Here is a 17364-nt window from a genome sequence, read left to right as displayed (position 1 = left end):
CCGGGACAAATTGCGTCAGTCCTGATCTAAAAAACTAACCGACTATTGTCGCACGTTCATCGCAGGTACGTCGCGCATCGGTGCCAGATTAGCGAGAATCGGTTCTGAATTTCACGGCGTTTTAAAATAGCGGCAACAAAAAGCACGTACGTTCTATTTCGTGTATATTAAGGCTGGCGCAAAAACAGCGATAGCCACCATCCGTAAAACGTAAGACATCACCAAAAACACAGGAGACACTATGAGCAGCTTCAGCAATCAACAATACCGCCTCGCCGCCCGCCCAGTCGGCACACCGAAACACAGCGACTGGAAATTCACCACCGAACAAGTCAGAGAGATTAACGATGGTGAAATCGTCGTCCAAACGATCTACATTTCGCTCGACCCGGCGATGCGCGGCTGGATGAATGAAGGCAAATCCTATATCCGCCCGGTCGCGATTGATGAAGTCATGCGCGCTGGCGGTGTCGGCAAGGTGGTGGCATCGAAATCGCCTTTATTTGCGGTCGGCGATTATGTTTCCGGCGGCACCGGCGTGCAGCAATACTGGGTTGGCGCGGCGAATGATAAAACAGCAGCCTTCTACAAAATTAATCCAGCACTCGCACCTTTACCGAAATACCTGAATGCGCTCGGCATGCCTGGCATGACTGCGTATTTTGGCTTGCTCGATGTCGGCCAGCCGAAAGCGGGCGAGACTGTTGTCGTTTCTGGTGCGGCGGGTGCGGTCGGTCAAACGGTTGGTCAGGTTGCCAAACAAAAAGGCTGCCGCGTCGTTGGCATCGCTGGCGGTAAAGACAAATGCGATTTCGTGGTGAATGAGCTCGGCTTTGATGCCTGCATCGATTACAAAACCGGTTCTGTACGTGACGGACTGAAAGAACATTGCCCGAATGGCGTAGACGTGTATTTTGATAACGTTGGTGGCGACATTCTCGATACCGTGCTGACCCGCATCAATATGAAAGCGCGCATCATCATCTGCGGTGCAATCTCTCAATACAACAACACAACACCAGTTAAGGGGCCAGCGAATTATTTATCGCTGCTGGTCAATCGTGCGCGCATGGAAGGTATCGTCGTTTTTGATTATGCCGCACGTTATGGCGAAGCGGTCGCAGAAATGAGCAAGTGGATGGCAGAAGGTAAATTCCACACCCGCGAAGATATCGTCAAAGGCATAGAAACTTTCCCTGACACGCTGATGATGCTGTTCGATGGAAAAAATTTCGGCAAGCTGATTCTGCAAGTCGCAGACGAGTAATTTTTCATCTGAACTGATACAAAAAAACGGCCTGAGAAAAACACAGGCCGTTTTTTTATTCTGCTTACCGACGATGAAATGAAGACGCCATCAGCGGAGAATTACATCGACGGGCTATTTCGATCACACTCGCCGCGCGATACGGAAGCGATTTACTTCGCCGGCTGCCAGGGTCTGATCCATGCAAGCCCCTCTGAGGTTCCCGACCGTGGCAGGTATTCGCAACCTATCCAGCCGTTATAGCCCAAATCATCCAGCAGCTGAAACAGATACGGGTAATTTACTTCGCCTTCGGATGGTTCATGGCGATCCGGCACACCGGCGATCTGTATATGGCCGATGCCGGCCTGCGGCCGGCGCATATCCCGCTGCAGCTTGCGTGTGATATCGCCTTCCATAATCTGGCAGTGATACATATCGAACTGCACTTGCAAATGGCTGACGCCAATTTCTTCACAGATTTCCTGCGCCATATTTTGCTCAGATAAAAAATATCCCGGCATATCACGGGTATTGATAGGTTCAATTAACACCGTCAGACTTTCACGCGAGGCCAGCAATGCCGCATACGCCAGATTACCCAGATAGACCGCGCGATGACGCACCCTATCCTGCTCAGGCTGTATCAGCCCTGCCATCACATGAATATGGCGGTTGCCCAGCACGCGGGCGTATTCCAGCGCCTGATCAAAGCCACGCTTAAATTCGTCTTCGCGCCCCGGCAACGACGCCAGGCCACGTTCACCGGTTGCCCAGTTCCCCGGTGGCGCATTGAACAACACTTGCTGTAAATTATTCGCGTCCAGCAATTCACGTAATTGCTGCGCCGGATAATCGTAGGGAAACAGATATTCCACTCCACTGAAACCATCTTTTTCCGCAGCAGCAAAACGCGCAGGAAAATCGACTTCGGTATACATCATGCTGAGATTGGCAGCAAAACGAGGCATGTATTTCTCCTTAAAAAACCCGGCATTCAGGCGGGCCTGACATTGGCAGGATTCTGTTGATTTCTATTTTGGTCTATTTGCGTAGCGTTGCGCCAGTACGGCGCAGACCATCAGTTGCAATTGATGGAACAGCATCACGGGTAACAACACCATGCCGACGGAACCGCTGGAAAATAAGACTTTCGCCATCGGTACACCACTGGCCAGACTCTTTTTAGAACCACAAAAAACAATAGTGATTTCGTCTTCCTTACTAAAGCCAAGACGACGGCTGATCAGAGTAGTAAAACCCATTACTAATGCCAGTATCACCGCACTGATCAGCAGCAGGCCCAATAACATCAGCGTTGGCACCTGATGCCATAATCCTTGTACGACCGCTTCACTGAACGCCACGAATACCACCAGCAGAATCGAGCTCTGATCGACCATTTTTAACACGCTCGCATGTTTAGTGATCCATGCCTGTAAATACGGGCGCATGATCTGTCCAGCCACAAACGGCAACAGCAATTGATAAACGATCTTCAGCATCGCATCGGCCGACGAATGTCCATCACTGTTGGCTTTAATCAGCAGGCTGACCAATAAAGGCGTGATGAAGATGCCGAGCAAGTTACTCGCAGAAGCGCTGCAGACGGCGGCAGGAACGTTACCACGCGCAACCGAGGTGAAAGCAATCGATGATTGCACCGTCGACGGCAATAAGCACAAATACAGAATCCCCAGATACAAATCCGGAGTCAACACTGTCAGCAAAGCTGGCTTGAGCAGCATTCCCAGCAAAGGAAATAAGGCGAATGTCACTCCCAGCACCAGCAAATGCAAACGCCAGTGCGTCATTCCTGCCACCACTGCCTCGCGCGATAATTTAGCGCCGTGCATAAAGAACAGCAGCGCAATCATCAGTGTCGACAGATGATCAACGCTGACTGCAAGTTCTCCTTTCACCGGGAAAAAACTGGCGATCAGAATCACACTCAGCAAAAGTAAAGTCATGTTGTCAGGTAAAAAGCGGGGGCGTTTCATAGGCGGCAATAGAAATAAAAACGAGCTTCATTGTACTTGAATCATCTGAAAATATTCCCCTCATCAAAATGCAATTCTGCTGTTCGCAAAACTGTGACAGTCAAACTGCACCCAAGTACAACGCCGGGCACAAAAAATTGCGTTTTCAAATCAGAAAAAGGGAAATCTAAATCGTATAAAAAATAGTCAAACGAAGCAAAACCAGAAGATTCTCCGGAATTGCACGGGTTTTATCAAATCTGTGATTCATCTGCCTGTTACCTGAATTCATACAATAGATTTACCTGTATATTTTTGCTTTTATCGCATCACTTGTCACATTGTTCGTTACATCGTTTGTGATTACCTTTACCGGCTTTTGCCGGCAATACTCAACACCGGAGACTCTATGCAAAAACATCTGATCGCCAGCTTGCTGGCACTCGCATTTGCCTTTCCTGCCAGCGGCTTTGCAGCGCACAGTAACGACACTGAAGCGCAACGCTGGAATCTTACCGATCTGTATGCCAATCGCGCTGCGTGGAACGCTGATGCAAAAAATCTGGAAACACAGTTAGTCCAGCTGCAAAAATGCAGCGGTCATCTGGGCGACAAGATCAGCAGCTTTAAATCCTGTCTCGATCTGAATGCAGATATTCTGAAACGTTATGCACGTCTGGCGACCTATGCGTCGCAATTCCGCGATCAGGATACCGGTGACAACGAGGGACAAGACATTGCGCAAAATGCGGATATCATCGGCAGCAAGCTCGAAGAAGCGAGTTCTTTCTTCCGTCCGGAGATACTGAAGCTGGGGCAAAAGAAAATCGATGCGTATCTGAATCAGGACAAATCACTCGCCGCCTACCGCTTTGGCCTGCACGACATACTGCGCGGCGCGCAACACACGCTGGATAAAAAAGGGGAAGAACTGATCGCAAGCTTTGGCATGGCAATGAATGCTCCCGCTGCTGTGTACTCAACATTGTCCAATGCAGAAATGCCGTGGCCAAAAGTCACGCTGTCGGATGGTCAGCAAGTCACCATCGATCAGGCCGCTTATACCAAATACCGCGCTTCACCGAACCGTGCTGACCGCAAGCTGGTGTTTGATGCGTTCTGGGGCAAATGGAAAGAGTTTGAACGCAGCTACGGCGTCACGTTTTACGAACAACTCAAACGCGACGCCGTGTATGCCAAAGTGCGCAATTATCCTGATTCACTGACCCATGCGCTGGATGGCAACAATATACCGCGCGCTGTATATGACACGCTGGTCGATCAGACCCGCGCCAATCTGCCGACGCTGCACCGTTATTTCAAATTACGCGCGAAAATGCTGGGCGTACAAGATCTGCGCTACTTCGATATTTACCCGCAACTGGTTTCCGGCAATTTCACTTACAGCATCGACGACGGTGTGAAACTGATGCTGAGTTCAGTCAAACCGCTTGGTGACGACTACGTCAATGCGATTACTAAAGCGAGTACTGCGCGCTGGATGGACGTCTACCCTCGCCCACGCAAGCGTTCAGGTGCCTACATGTCTGGCGTCGCGTATGACGTACACCCATACATACTGCTGAATTACAACGACGATTACGAGTCGGTCTCCACACTCACGCATGAATGGGGCCATGCGATGCATTCGTATCTGGCGAATAAACATCAGCCGTTCAGCACCGCTGACTACCCTATTTTCACCGCTGAAATTGCCTCAACCACCAACGAAGTATTATTGCTTGATCACATGCTGAAAATCGCGAAGAGCGACGATGAGCGTCTGCTGTATCTGGGTTCCGCACTGGAAAATTTGCGCGGCACATTCTTCCGTCAGGCCATGTTTGCAGACTTTGAACGTGAAGTGCATGCACGTGTGGACAAAGGTGAATCGCTGACTGGTGAAGGCCTCACTAAAATCTACGGCGACACCCTGAAGCGCTATCACGGCGATAAAGAAGGCGTCATGAAAATCGATGATGTCTATGCCACAGAATGGGCTTACATCCCGCATTTCTATAATCGCTTTTATGTGTTTCAGTATGCGACCTCGATTGCTGCCGGTTCTATGTTTGCCGATGAAATCCTGAAATCGCAAGCAGGCGCACGCGACAATTATCTGAATATCCTGAAAGCTGGCGGCTCTGCTTATCCTTACGATCTCGTAAAAAAAGCTGGGGTCGATCTGGCATCGCCAGCACCATATCAAGCAGTGTTTAAACGCATGAATAGCATCATGGATCAGATTGAAGCCATCGTTGCAAAACGCTGAAACGCTGATAAAGCGTAGTCAGTCAACCTCGTTCCCTGCTAATGGGAACGAGGTTTTTTTATATAAGCAGGGCAATAAAAAATACTCATCAAACGAGCATAAGTGGAGAGTAAAACAAGAGCCGAATGCGGACGCGAACACCGATCAACCTAAAAAATCAGCGGAAGTCAACGAAATCCGTTGGTACGTCTCGCTTTATTTGATCGGCATCAAACAGCGAATAAGGTGCACAGAGTACAGTATAAAAAAATTCTGCGGAGACCGTTATGTGCGCCAGAAACTTCCATCCAATATCCATCGATATCATTCAGCAAGAACATCAGCATTTGTCTGCCGTCATACAGACCATGCTGGAATTTGTGCGTTCGACAGATAAAGGAGACGCGCCACCTGATCTTAAATTATTCCGCGCCATTCTTTTTTACATCAGCGAATATCCGGAAAAAGTACATCATCCTAAAGAAGACAAATTTCTGTTTTCCAAGATTAAAGAGCGTACACACCAGCTCGACAATGTGCTGGATGCGTTGATCGAGCAACATGGCAACGGCGAATGCCTGGTACGCAATCTGCACAATGCGTTGCTGAAATACGAGTTTTGCGGAGCCCCGGCTTTTCCGCATTTCAGAGATCTGGCGGAGCAATATGCTCTTTTCTATTACGCGCACATGCACGCTGAGGAAAATGATGTGTTACCGGTCGCCAAACTGGTATTGAATGTTACCGATTGGCAGGAAGTGGATCAGGCATTTATGGAAAATCGCCATCAGCTTGACGACACAGGTGAACGTTATCGCTACGAACAATTGTTTTCCTACATCGTCAGTAACGGCTCTATCGCTGCGGGCGCGCCCGACCCACTGTAAAACACAGCTAATCTGCAAGGCGACGTCAACGTCTTGAAGATAAAAGGATACCGGCAACAATCAGCAAAAACGCTACCGCATGAAACAGTTGTGGCGTCTCACCTAAAAATAACGATGACAGCAAAGCGGCAAACAAGGGCGTCAGATTACTGAAAAACGCAGCGATACTTGGTCCGACCCGTTGCACACCCATGCCCCAGCAGCGAAAGGCGATCAGCGCCGGCCCGACTGCGACAAAAATGATCGCAGCGATCAGCGTACCGCTCCAATGAATCACAGGAGCAACAAGCATCCATTCACCCGCCGCAAACAAACCCGACCACACCAGCCCGAAGCTGACCTGCGCCAATAAAAAATGTGACCAGTGATCACGCAACTCACCGTCGCCGCCACGTGTCAGCAGCCAGCTGTAAAGTGACCAGCAAATCGCTGCCAGCAGCATCAGCATATCGCCGGGAACCAGACGCAGCGCCATTAAATGCTGAAGCTCACCGCGACACAGCACCAGCAATACCCCAGCTATCGAGACGACCACACCGGCTACAGCAGAGCGGGAAATCGGCGCATGAAAAAATAAGCGCCCGATCAATAACATCCACACCGGCATGCTCGCTGCCACCAGCGTCACATTGATCGGCGTCGAACTTTGTAAAGCCAGATATTGCAAGGCGTTGTACATACCCACACCGAGCAGCCCGAGTAATGCGTAGCGATACCACCGAAACCAGAATATGCTGCCACGTTTAAAAATACTGGCCGCCATCGTCAGCAAAATCAGAAAAGCGATTGCCCAGCGAAAGAAATTCAAGGTCACTGGCGGCACCATCGTATGTATCATACGTCCGACAACCGCATTACCTGCCCAAAGCAGTGGTGCCAATACCAGTAAAAAAATGGTGCCGGGAGTCAGTTTATGATTCATACAAAATCGAAGCAGGAAAGAAATGGCGGACAACAAAGTCCGACAGCATACCATCCTGACACAGGCTGCGGCGACCAGCATGATGGCTGCAATATGTCCGATTCGCCTCTAAAATACCGGCAGACGCTGCCGTCGCTAAGTTGATGGCACAGCAAAAAGAGAGAAGGTAAAAGTGAAATTATTAATTCTGGGCGGTACCGGCTTAGTGGGGCAGCAATTAATTGCGCAAGCCCTGGCGCACAAGGATGTAACTCAAGTGATCGCGCCGACGCGCACAGCGTTGGCGCCCCATCCTAAACTACACAACCCCATCGTTGACTATGCCCACTTGCCACAGGATGCAGACTGGTGGCAGGCAGATGCGGTCTTATGTGCGCTCGGCACGACGATCAAGATCGCCGGATCAAAAGCCGCATTTTCCCGTATCGACCACGACTATGTAATAGCCGCTGCCAGCCTTGCCAAAGCCGCAGGCACAAGACATTTTGTATATAACTCGGCACTCGGTGCAAATGCAGATGCCGGTTCCTTTTATTTACAGGTTAAAGGCCAAGTGGAAAATGATTTGCGTGCTTTGGGATTTTCAGCGCTGACAATAGTGCGTCCATCACTGCTCAGCGGCGGCACCAGAAAAGATAAACGCCCGGCAGAAGCCATCGCAATCTTCTTATCCCGCCTATTCGGCTCGCTGATACCGCACCGCTACAGCGCGGTGGATGTCGCTGATGTTGCAGCCGCGATGCTGTATGCAGCCATGAATGCAAGCTTTACTGCAACCGATGGCGTCGTGATTCTGGAGTCAGATCAATTGCAGGGTGCGCTGACACGCATGACAGAAAAATCTAAGCAAGTCCAATAAAAATCTGCCTCTCCAGCCAAAAAACACTGGAAAGGCACGTATTTATTCAGACATTCACTTTAAGTTCCGCAGCAATTAACGCTGCATACTTTCCCAGACTTTTTGCAAGCGTTTCACCGACACCGGCATCGGCGTGCGCAGCTCCTGCGCAAACAAAGACACCCGCAACTCTTCCAGCAACCAGCGGAACTCCAGCAACTTAGGATCAGCATCGGCTCCCGTTTTGCGTGGCACGCGCTGCCAAGGCTGGGCAACGCTGTTCCACTCGGCCATCAATTTAGCGTCACGCGCCGGATCGGCACGCAGCTTATCCATGCGTATCGTGATCGCTTTCAGATAGCGCGGAAAATGCGCCAGCTGGCTGAAATCCGTCTCGGCAATAAAACGTTTAGTGATCAACATCTGCAACTGATTCTGGATATCAGCCGCTGCTTGCGCGTGGGCTTTGATGCCCTGAATTTTCTTGGGCAGGCTGTGATATTCCGTAAGAATCTGCCCCGCCATGCGGGCGATTTCATTCGCCAGCAAATTCAGGCGCGCTTTCCCTTCCTCGCGGCGGATATTAAATTCACCCGAATTAGTTGGCAGGGGTTGCTGCAGACACGCGCGTTCAATCGCCGTCTGGATAATCTGTTCGCGCAATTCTTCCTGCGAGCCCAGCGCCATGAACTGCATGCCCATTTGCTGAAGACCGGGAATATTTTTCTCAAGGAACTTCACCTGCTCCTTGAGTTGCAAGGCAAACAGACGGCGCAAGCCTATCCGGTGCACCCGCGCTGCTTCGTCCGGATCGTCAAATACCTCGATATGACAATGCGTGAGCTTATCCACCAGCGCCGGATACCCGATCAGGGTTTGCTTACCCTGCTGTACTTCCAGCAATTCCGGCAGGCTGTCGAAAGTCCAGCCAGTGAAATTTTCCTGCTTCAGCGCTGGCATTGCGCCTGCAGACGCTGCGCTTCCGTTTTTATTCGCTGCAGAGGCGCGTGAGGTATCCGCCGCTGCGGACGTTTTCCCCTGATTTGTTCCGCGCACATTTGCTGCCTGTGCGTCCAACAGCGCCAGCTTTTCCGCACTCGCAATTTTCTGGAAACTTTCACGCGCCTGCCCGCCAAACTCAGCACGCAGATTCGCCAGATTCCGCCCCATTTCTAACTGGCGGCCATGTTCATCCACGACTTTAAAATTCATCGTCAGATGCACAGGCACGGTTTCAAATTTAAAATCTATGGTTTTGCACAGCAAACCTTTTTGCTCGCGGATATCGGCAATCACGGCATCCAGAAAATTGCCCTTACCAAAGTCATTGCGCTCACAAAATCCTGCCGCATATTCCGGCAAAGGCACGCAATGGCGGCGTATTTTTTGCGGCAAGGATTTGATCAGCAAATGCACTTTTTCTTTCAGCATACCGGGCACCAGCCACTCACAGCGTTCTGCCGACACCTGATTCAGCGAAAACAAAGGCACAGTCAGCGTCACACCATCACGCGGACTGCCGGGTTCAAAATGGTAGCTGAGTTGCAGCGCCACACCGGAAACCTGCATGGTTTTCGGGAATAAATCCGTCGTCACGCCTGCAGCCTCGTGACGCATCAGATCGTCTTTATTCAGATGCAGCAGTTTGGGATTGGCTTTGATCGCTTCTTTATGCCACTCCTCAAACAACACTGCGTTATACACATCAGGCGGAATCAGCTTGTCGTAAAACGCGACGATCAGTTCAGCATCGACCAATACATCGAGGCGGCGCGATTTGTGTTCCAGATTTTCAATTTCCCGCACCAGTTTCTGGTTGTGGGCAAAGAACGGCGCACGCGTCTCGAACTCGCCTTCCACCAATGCTTCACGGATAAAAATCTCGCGCGCTTCGACCGGATGATACAAACCATACTGAATCCGGCGCTGGTTGTAGACAACCAATCCATACAGGGTCGCTCGTTCAAACGCCGACACCTGACCCGTCCGCTTTTCCCAACGCGGCTCGCCATAGGATTTTTTCAGTAAATGACCGCCGATTTTTTCCAGCCATTCGGGCTGTATCTGGGCGATACAACGACCATACAAGCGCGTCGTATCGACCAGCTCTGCCGCCATAATCCAGCGTCCGGCTTTTTTCGCCAGACTGGAGCCGGGCCAGATATAGAATTTGATACTACGGGCGCCGAGGTAATGCGCTTCTTCCTCGGATTTATAGCCGATATTCCCGAGCAAACCGGTCAATAAAGACAGATGCAGTTGTTCATAAGTGGCCGCAGTTTCATTCAGACGCCAGCCCTGCTCTTTCACAATGGTCAGCAATTGCGAATGCACCTCGCGCCATTCGCGCAAGCGCATCTGGCTCAGGAAATTGCTACGGCAATTATCCTGCAACTGACGGTTGGTTTTTTTGTGCTCTATCGCGTCCTCAAACCATTTCCATATTTTCAGATACGAGATGAATTCAGATTTTTCATCCGCAAATTTTTTATGCGCCTGATCGGCTGCCGCCTGCGCGTCCATCGGTCGGTCGCGCGGGTCTTGCACCGATAAAGCGGCAGCGATGATCAATACTTCCTGCAAGGCCTGATTATCACGCGCTGCGAGGATCATACGTCCGACTCGCGGGTCTAACGGCAACTTTGCTAATTGCCGACCGACTGCTGTGAGCTGATTGGTATCGTCCATCGCCCCCAACTCTTGCAAGAGCTGATAGCCATCGGCAATCGCTCTGCCCGGCGGCGGTTCAATAAACGGGAAAGTTTCCACATCGGTGAGTCGTAAAGACTTCATCCGCAAAATAACAGCGGCCAGCGAGGAACGTAAAATCTCCGGTTCAGTAAACCGGATGCGTTGGTTAAATTCCTGCTCGTCAAATAGTCGTATACAAACACCAGCAGAGACACGTCCGCAACGACCTGCACGCTGGTTCGCCGCCGATTGCGCAATCGATTCAACCTGTAACTGCTCTACCTTGTTCCGGTAGCTGTAACGCTTGACGCGCGCCAGGCCAGTATCAACCACAAACCGGATGCCCGGCACTGTCAGCGAGGTTTCAGCCACATTCGTCGCCAATACGATACGGCGTGAATTCGATACCTTGAACACCCGCTCCTGCTCTTGTGCCGACAAGCGTGCAAATAAAGGCAGTATCTCGACGTGTGGCGGATGATGTTTGCGCAAGGCTTCCGCCGCATCGCGGATTTCGCGCTCGCCCGGCAAAAACACCAACACATCACCAGAGCCGATACGACACAACTCATCGACCGCATCGGTAATCGCGGTCATCAGATCGCGTTCTTTATCTTTATCGGTGTCCTGCACCGGGCGATAACGCAATTCCACCGGATACAGCCGCCCCGATACTTCAATCACCGGCGCAGGTTTGGGTTCGGCGCCACGCGGATTGCCAGCATCGTCAGCAAAATGGTTGGCAAAGCGTTGCGCATCGATCGTCGCGGACGTGATGATGATCTTCAGATCGCGGCGCTTGGGCAACAATTGCTTGAGGTAACCGAGCAGGAAATCAATATTCAGGCTGCGTTCATGCGCCTCATCGATAATGATGGTGTCGTACTGGCGCAGCAAGGGGTCGGTCTGCGTTTCTGCCAGCAAAATACCGTCCGTCATTAATTTGACCGAGGCACCTTTGCTCAGCGTATCGGTAAACCGCACTTTAAAACCGACATGCTCGCCGAGTGGTGAATTCAGTTCTTGTGCAATCCGCTTGGCCGTTGATGAAGCCGCAATCCGGCGCGGCTGGGTATGACCGATCAGCCCTTTGCGCCCACGCCCGAGTTCCAGACAAATTTTCGGCAATTGCGTGGTTTTACCGGAACCAGTTTCGCCGCAGACGATGATCACCTGATGCTTTTGCAAGGCTTCGGCAATCTCGGCACGCTTACCGGACACCGGCAATTCTTCCGGAAACGTAATGACCGGCAGAGGGTTGCGGAAAGGCAGACTGCTTTCATCAGCTACTATAGCAGCCGTGGCAGCGCTAGCAGCTTTAGCATTGGCGGGCTTCGCGCCAGCACGCACCGGCGACTGCCCGGCAGGCTTAGCTGCGGCTCGCTGAGAATGCCCACGCTGATCTAGCGATGCTGCTGACGACGCCGACGATGCTGATGACGCTGCTTGTCGCACCTGCGCGACCGGCGGCTTCGCTGCCGGCGTTGCCGGTTTTTCTGCCACTGGTGCAGCTTGCCGCAATTGTTGACGTAGCTCGCGCAGCCCCGACAAACCATCTATCGTGGTGGACGTTGCTTTTTTTTGGGAATTTTTAGGTGTTTTATTTGAAGACATAGCGCTGCGCATTATCCCTGATTTTTACGCTGCACAGGAAATGTTGCACTGCTCACCACAACACTGCGGCTTCACCCCGATCAAAACAAGATTGCGAATCGATACGCATCGGACTTGCAACAAGCATCAAATCATATAAATAAATCCTTGCATTATTTCTTTACCTATAATGAAGAAAACAAAAATTTGAGACTACCACCTTACGTCTACGACCCATTTTGCGTAGCTATTTCGCAATCCAAAGTAGCCTAGATTGCTGTCTAAATGAAGAACCTGTTTCATCAACAAAATTGAAATGTGTTTCAGTCAAAATACAGACGCGTGAGGATTAAAATGAAAACTTGGATTATTCTGCTCTTCGCCAGTTTGCTGAGCGCCTGCGCCAGCCAACCCAACCAAAAATTAAGTAACCTACAACTTCACGATCAGGGCTTTGGCCCGGCACCGACATCCATCAATGCAGAAGATGTCATGGCGGTCAGCAACGAAATGCATACGTACATAAAAAATGAAATTGCTACCCAACTACGTGGAAAATCCCCACAAAAAGCCCTGTTTGAAGCACTTTCCACCAAAGGCCAGATCAAGCTTGAATACGATGCGGAAATGACCCGCAATGCTGCTCAGGCCTTCAACGCCCGCTCCGGAAATTGCCTGTCGCTGGTGTTGATGACTGCAGCACTGGCAAAAGAATTGGGCATGAGTGTGCAATTTCAAAATGTCATGATGAATGAATCCTGGAGCCGCAACAACGATATTTATTTTGCGGTAGGACATGTGAATATCGTACTGGGAAACAAATCGGTATTTAGGAACTCCGCGCAGGAATATAGTCAATCCATGGTGATAGATTTTCTCCCTCCCAAGGATCTGCGTGGTCAGCGTGCGGAACTGATAGCTGAAGCCACCGTCATTGCCATGTATTTCAACAACCGCGCCGCTGAATCGCTGGCACAACATCAGGTCAACGACGCTTACTGGTTTGCCCGTGCGGCACTGATGAGCGATCCTGATTTCATTGCCGCCTACAATACCCTTGGCGTGGTATATCACCAGCATGGAGATCTGGCGTTATCTGAAACTGTCTTCAAGCAGATTCTAAGCAAAGAAAAAGAAAACACGATGGCGCTCAGCAATCTGATCGAAGTATTGCGCAAAGTCGACCGCCAGTCTGAAGCACAGGTATATGCCGACAGGCTGGCAAACCTGCAACCGAATGCTCCCTTCCACTACTTTAACCGTGGCATGGCTGCCATGGATCGTGGTGAATACGCCGAAGCCAAAGCCCTGTTCAAACGGGAAATAAAACGCGACCCGAATTATGACGAATTCCATTTATGGCTTGCACTGGCACATTTAAAACTGGGTGAAACCAAGGACGCGATAGAAGAACTTACACTGGCGCAGACCAACAGCACCACGCGCAAGGCCCGGAATTTATATGCAGGCAAACTGGAAAGGATTAAAGCCACGTACCATTAAGCCATTCAAATATTAGCGATCAGGCACTTACAGATACGAGATCCGGCGTCTGATTGACAACAATGTGGAAATTCGACCACGTTGCAAGGTCATCTGCTTTCTCGTCTAAGATTATAATTGGCGGATGGAAAATCCTGTTCAATTCGTTCAATGGCTGCGCTCAGTCGCGCCGTATATTCACGCCTTTCGTGGCAAAACCTTTGTGGTCGCCTTTCCCGGCGAACTGGTCATGGCAGGTGCACTGCCCGTGCTGGCACAGGATTTGTCTTTATTGCACGCACTTGGCATCAAAATTGTCATCGTCCACGGCTCACGCCCGCAGGTCGCTGAACAACTCGCCTTGCGTAACGTGGAAGGCCGTTTTCACAATGGTATCCGGATTACCGATATCGCCGCACTCGAATGCTCGAAAGAGGCCGCTGGCGAATTGCGTCTCGATATCGAAGCAGCATTCAGTCAGGGCTTGCCCAACACCCCAATGGCACACGCTGCGATACGCCTGATTTCCGGTAATTTTGTCACCGCCAAACCGATAGGCATTGTTGATGGCGTAGACTTCGGCCTGACAGGCACCGCGCGCAAAGTCGCTTACGACACCATAGGCCGCATCTTGGATGGTGGCAGCCTGGTTTTGCTGGGGCCACTCGGTTTTTCTCCTACCGGCGAAGCATTCAACCTGACGATGGAAGATGTCGCCGTCTCAGCCGCCAGTGCGCTGCGCGCCGACAAGCTGATTTTCATTTCAGAAACGCCGATGATGGTGGATCGCGAAGGTGCTGAAATCCGCGAGCTTTCCTTCATTCAGGCAGAAAAAGAATTGGCTGCCAATTACCTGCCGCCGGATTCTGCGTTTTATCTGGAGCATGCAGTGAAGGCATCGCGTGGCGGTGTGCCGCGTATTCATATCGTGCCGTATGAAATGGACGGCTCCGCACTGCTGGAATTGTTTACGCATGATGGCGTCGGCACAATGGTCTCTTCAGAAAATCTGGAAAGTCTGCGCGAAGCGACGATTGAAGATGTCGGTGGCATTATTAAACTGATAGAACCGCTCGAAGCCGACGGCACGCTGGTGAAGCGTGGCCGTGAACTGATAGAACGTGAAATCAATTACTTCTCAGTCATCGAGCATGATGGCGTGATCTTCGGTTGTGCCGCCTTGTATCCATTCCCGTTTGAAAAAATGGGCGAAATGGCCTGTCTGACGGTCAATCCGGACGTACAGAGTCAGGGCGACGGTGAACGTATTCTGAAACACATAGAAAAACGCGCACGCCGCGCTGGCTTTCATTCACTGTTTGTGCTGACAACCCGTACTGAGCATTGGTTCCTGAAACGCGGCTTTGTCAAAGCAACCGTCGACGATTTGCCGAAAGACCGGCAAAAAATGTACAACTGGCAGCGCAAGTCATTGGTGTTGATCAAGCAGCTCTGATCACTTGGCTTTATAATCCACGGCGATTGAATTACTGTGACGTCCGCTGTGTTTTGACGAATTACTAAGGAGTATTACTATGGCCCGTATGGTCCACTGCATCAAACTGAACAAAGAAGCTGAAGGCCTGGATTTCCCGCCATATCCGGGTGAGCTGGGTAAAAAGATCTATGAAAGCGTATCCAAAGAAGCCTGGGCTGGCTGGATGAAACATCAGACCATGCTGGTCAATGAAAACCGCCTGAACCTTGCCGACACCCGCGCCCGTAAATATCTGGCGACGCAGATGGAAAAACATTTCTTTGGTGACGGTGCCGACGCCGCTGCCGGTTATGTACCGCCAACGGAATAATCACCTGCCGTTCAGATAAAAAGCCCGCAACTCGCGGGCTTTTTTCTTAGTAACGCATCAAAAATCAGCGCGCAACGTATCGATATCGGCATGATGGTATTTCGTCATATCAAAGAATCACAGTTCACAGTTATTTAAAAAGTCAGTTTTTGCTGTTTTTATGGGAAACCTGTGCATTTTTGTGTTTTCTTAAGATTTTGTTCAGAAATGCCTTATATGCTGAGCATTCTCACTGATATTTCTATTCCAAAATGCACCTAACCCTGGGTTCAACGATGAACATCTACAAAAAACGGGCAGCACTCAGGATAGGACTGGTCAGTCTGCTGCTGGCGATACTTGGCAGCCCTCTGGCCTGGCTGATTTCACGCGAAAATGCCGAAGAAGAAGTCGTTTCGTTTGCCATCGAAGAAAGTCGCCGCCCGCTGGCGTTTCTGAACGATGCAAGCAAATCCGATACCGATAACGCCAGGCAAGCACAAAATGGCGCAAACATTCTGACCAGCGGCATATTCGACATTGCCGAAGTCTACGATGCGCAAGGCAAAAAATTAGCTGAACAAATGACACCGACCGGAAGTCTGGTTGAAAACCAGTTGCCACATCATGCACGCCCGGATTATCAGGATACGCACTACGAAAATAATGCGATCAGTCTGGAAGGAGAAAAAAGAACGGCCATCCGTGTGTTCGTTCCTCTGTTTGACAAGCAAAAGAAACTGAGCGGCTATTTTGAAGGTGTACGCGTGATACCCGAATGGCAAATGCAGCAAATTTCTGCCGATGCCAGCATCGTTGCGCTGATGGTGGCGATTGCGTCATTGCTGTGCGGGATGACGATTTACCCGGTGGTCACCTATCTCGCAAAAGAAAACGAACGCAAAACGCTGCAGATCTATGAATCGCACATTTCGATGATGGAAGCGCTCGGGCGCGCCATCGCAAAACGGGATTCAGATACCGGCTCGCACAATTATCGGGTTGCCTGGATGTCGGCGCTGATGGGCGAGCAACGTGGTTTGAGCGGCGAACACATGCAAGGACTGATCATCGGCAGTTTTTTACACGATGTCGGCAAAATCGGTATTCCGGATGCGATCCTGTTAAAGCCGGGCAAACATACGCCGGAAGAAATGCAGATTATGCGCACCCATGTTGAACATGGCGAACAGATCGTCAAAGGAGCAGGCTGGTTGCCCAGCGTAGCCGCCGTGGTCGCGGCTCATCATGAAAAATGGGATGGCCAGGGTTATCCGCGTGGGCTACAGGGCGATGCCATTCCCTTGGAAGCCAGGATATTTGCGATTGTGGATGTATTTGATGCCTTGTGCTCAAAGCGTCCGTACAAAGAACCGTTCAGCTACGAGCAAGCGATAGCGATTTTAAGGGAAGGCGCAGGCAGCCATTTCGACCCGGATCTGCTGGCACAATTTCTCGACATCGCCAGTTCGGTCTACAACACGATCTCGTCCATGAACGAAGAACAAATACATGCATTACTCAGAGATACCATGACGCGCCACTTCGTCATCACTGCATGAGCAGCGTCAGAACTCTGCTTCATCTTACCGATCCAGTGAGTGTCGTATCAGTGCAACCTCAGCCAGCATTTTAATGTCAGCACAATCGAGAATGCTAAAATATTAAGCACGATTTGTTCTGACAAG

At 50.7% G+C, this 17364-nt stretch carries 12 protein-coding genes; 8 read left to right on the top strand and 4 right to left on the bottom strand.

The window, feature by feature from the left end; genetic code table 11:
- The first annotated feature begins 241 nt into the window (after positions 1–241).
- The gene (locus H8K38_RS15835) at positions 242–1267 is read left to right on the top strand and encodes an NADP-dependent oxidoreductase (RefSeq protein ID WP_186885811.1); all 1026 of its coding nucleotides are present in this window, start codon (positions 242–244) and stop codon (positions 1265–1267) included.
- Positions 1268–1419: 152 nt separating this feature from the next.
- Here the strand turns inward: H8K38_RS15835 and otnI are convergent, their stop codons facing one another.
- Together otnI and H8K38_RS15825 are read right to left on the bottom strand one after the other, a co-directional pair.
- Entirely contained in the window at positions 1420–2217 is a 798-nt protein-coding gene (gene otnI, locus H8K38_RS15830; protein WP_186885810.1) for a 2-oxo-tetronate isomerase, read from the bottom strand.
- Positions 2218–2280: 63 nt separating this feature from the next.
- On the bottom strand, positions 2281–3246 hold the full coding sequence (locus H8K38_RS15825; RefSeq protein ID WP_186885809.1) for a bile acid:sodium symporter family protein: 966 nt from the start codon (positions 3244–3246) through the stop codon (positions 2281–2283).
- A gap of 388 nt (positions 3247–3634) precedes the next feature.
- On the opposite strand from H8K38_RS15825, the gene pepF reads away from it, so the two are divergent.
- The gene (gene pepF, locus H8K38_RS15820; protein ID WP_186885808.1) at positions 3635–5497 is read left to right on the top strand and encodes an oligoendopeptidase F; all 1863 of its coding nucleotides are present in this window, start codon (positions 3635–3637) and stop codon (positions 5495–5497) included.
- Positions 5498–5763: 266 nt separating this feature from the next.
- Positions 5764–6363 (top strand): hemerythrin domain-containing protein, encoded by a 600-nt coding sequence (locus tag H8K38_RS15815; RefSeq protein ID WP_186885807.1) that lies wholly within the window; start codon positions 5764–5766, stop codon positions 6361–6363.
- A gap of 25 nt (positions 6364–6388) precedes the next feature.
- Here the strand turns inward: H8K38_RS15815 and H8K38_RS15810 are convergent, their stop codons facing one another.
- The gene (locus tag H8K38_RS15810; protein ID WP_186885806.1) at positions 6389–7285 is read right to left on the bottom strand and encodes a DMT family transporter; all 897 of its coding nucleotides are present in this window, start codon (positions 7283–7285) and stop codon (positions 6389–6391) included.
- Positions 7286–7457: 172 nt separating this feature from the next.
- On the opposite strand from H8K38_RS15810, the gene H8K38_RS15805 reads away from it, so the two are divergent.
- Complete coding sequence (locus H8K38_RS15805; protein WP_186885805.1) at positions 7458–8144, top strand: NAD(P)H-binding protein; 687 nt, start codon at positions 7458–7460, stop codon at positions 8142–8144.
- Positions 8145–8219: 75 nt separating this feature from the next.
- On the opposite strand, the gene hrpA is transcribed toward H8K38_RS15805, so the two are convergent.
- Positions 8220–12428, bottom strand: coding sequence for an ATP-dependent RNA helicase HrpA (gene hrpA, locus H8K38_RS15800; protein ID WP_186885804.1), 4209 nt, complete (start codon positions 12426–12428; stop codon positions 8220–8222).
- A gap of 333 nt (positions 12429–12761) precedes the next feature.
- Between hrpA and H8K38_RS15795 the strand changes: the two genes are divergently transcribed.
- From H8K38_RS15795 to H8K38_RS15780, 4 genes are all read left to right on the top strand, one after another.
- The gene (locus H8K38_RS15795; RefSeq protein WP_186885803.1) at positions 12762–13910 is read left to right on the top strand and encodes a tetratricopeptide repeat protein; all 1149 of its coding nucleotides are present in this window, start codon (positions 12762–12764) and stop codon (positions 13908–13910) included.
- Positions 13911–14034: 124 nt separating this feature from the next.
- A complete protein-coding gene (argA, locus tag H8K38_RS15790; RefSeq protein WP_186885802.1) occupies positions 14035–15345 on the top strand; it encodes an amino-acid N-acetyltransferase in 1311 nt (436 codons plus the stop codon).
- A 79-nt stretch (positions 15346–15424) separates the two neighbouring features.
- The gene (locus tag H8K38_RS15785) at positions 15425–15697 is read left to right on the top strand and encodes an oxidative damage protection protein (RefSeq protein WP_186885801.1); all 273 of its coding nucleotides are present in this window, start codon (positions 15425–15427) and stop codon (positions 15695–15697) included.
- A gap of 275 nt (positions 15698–15972) precedes the next feature.
- Positions 15973–17238 carry an HD-GYP domain-containing protein gene (locus tag H8K38_RS15780; RefSeq protein ID WP_186885800.1) on the top strand — a complete coding sequence of 422 codons (1266 nt, stop codon included), beginning with the start codon at positions 15973–15975 and terminating at the stop codon, positions 17236–17238.
- The last annotated feature ends 126 nt before the right edge of the window (positions 17239–17364 follow it).

The sequence above is a fragment of the Undibacterium sp. FT79W genome (assembly GCF_014284215.1).
GTDB lineage: Bacteria > Pseudomonadota > Gammaproteobacteria > Burkholderiales > Burkholderiaceae_D > Undibacterium > Undibacterium aquatile.
This window is presented reverse-complemented; position numbering and strand designations above follow the sequence as displayed.

What these genes read in the sequence shown, in the direction of transcription:
- H8K38_RS15835 (WP_186885811.1), top strand. Translation starts at nt 242, where the DNA reads ATGAGCAGCTTCAGCAATCAACAATACCGCCTCGCCGCCCGCCCAGTC.
- otnI (WP_186885810.1), bottom strand. Translation starts at nt 2,217, where the DNA reads ATGCCTCGTTTTGCTGCCAATCTCAGCATGATGTATACCGAAGTCGAT.
- H8K38_RS15825 (WP_186885809.1), bottom strand. Translation starts at nt 3,246, where the DNA reads ATGAAACGCCCCCGCTTTTTACCTGACAACATGACTTTACTTTTGCTG.
- pepF (WP_186885808.1), top strand. Translation starts at nt 3,635, where the DNA reads ATGCAAAAACATCTGATCGCCAGCTTGCTGGCACTCGCATTTGCCTTT.
- H8K38_RS15815 (WP_186885807.1), top strand. Translation starts at nt 5,764, where the DNA reads ATGTGCGCCAGAAACTTCCATCCAATATCCATCGATATCATTCAGCAA.
- H8K38_RS15810 (WP_186885806.1), bottom strand. Translation starts at nt 7,285, where the DNA reads ATGAATCATAAACTGACTCCCGGCACCATTTTTTTACTGGTATTGGCA.
- hrpA (WP_186885804.1), bottom strand. Translation starts at nt 12,428, where the DNA reads ATGTCTTCAAATAAAACACCTAAAAATTCCCAAAAAAAAGCAACGTCC.
- H8K38_RS15795 (WP_186885803.1), top strand. Translation starts at nt 12,762, where the DNA reads ATGAAAACTTGGATTATTCTGCTCTTCGCCAGTTTGCTGAGCGCCTGC.
- argA (WP_186885802.1), top strand. Translation starts at nt 14,035, where the DNA reads ATGGAAAATCCTGTTCAATTCGTTCAATGGCTGCGCTCAGTCGCGCCG.
- H8K38_RS15785 (WP_186885801.1), top strand. Translation starts at nt 15,425, where the DNA reads ATGGCCCGTATGGTCCACTGCATCAAACTGAACAAAGAAGCTGAAGGC.
- H8K38_RS15780 (WP_186885800.1), top strand. Translation starts at nt 15,973, where the DNA reads ATGAACATCTACAAAAAACGGGCAGCACTCAGGATAGGACTGGTCAGT.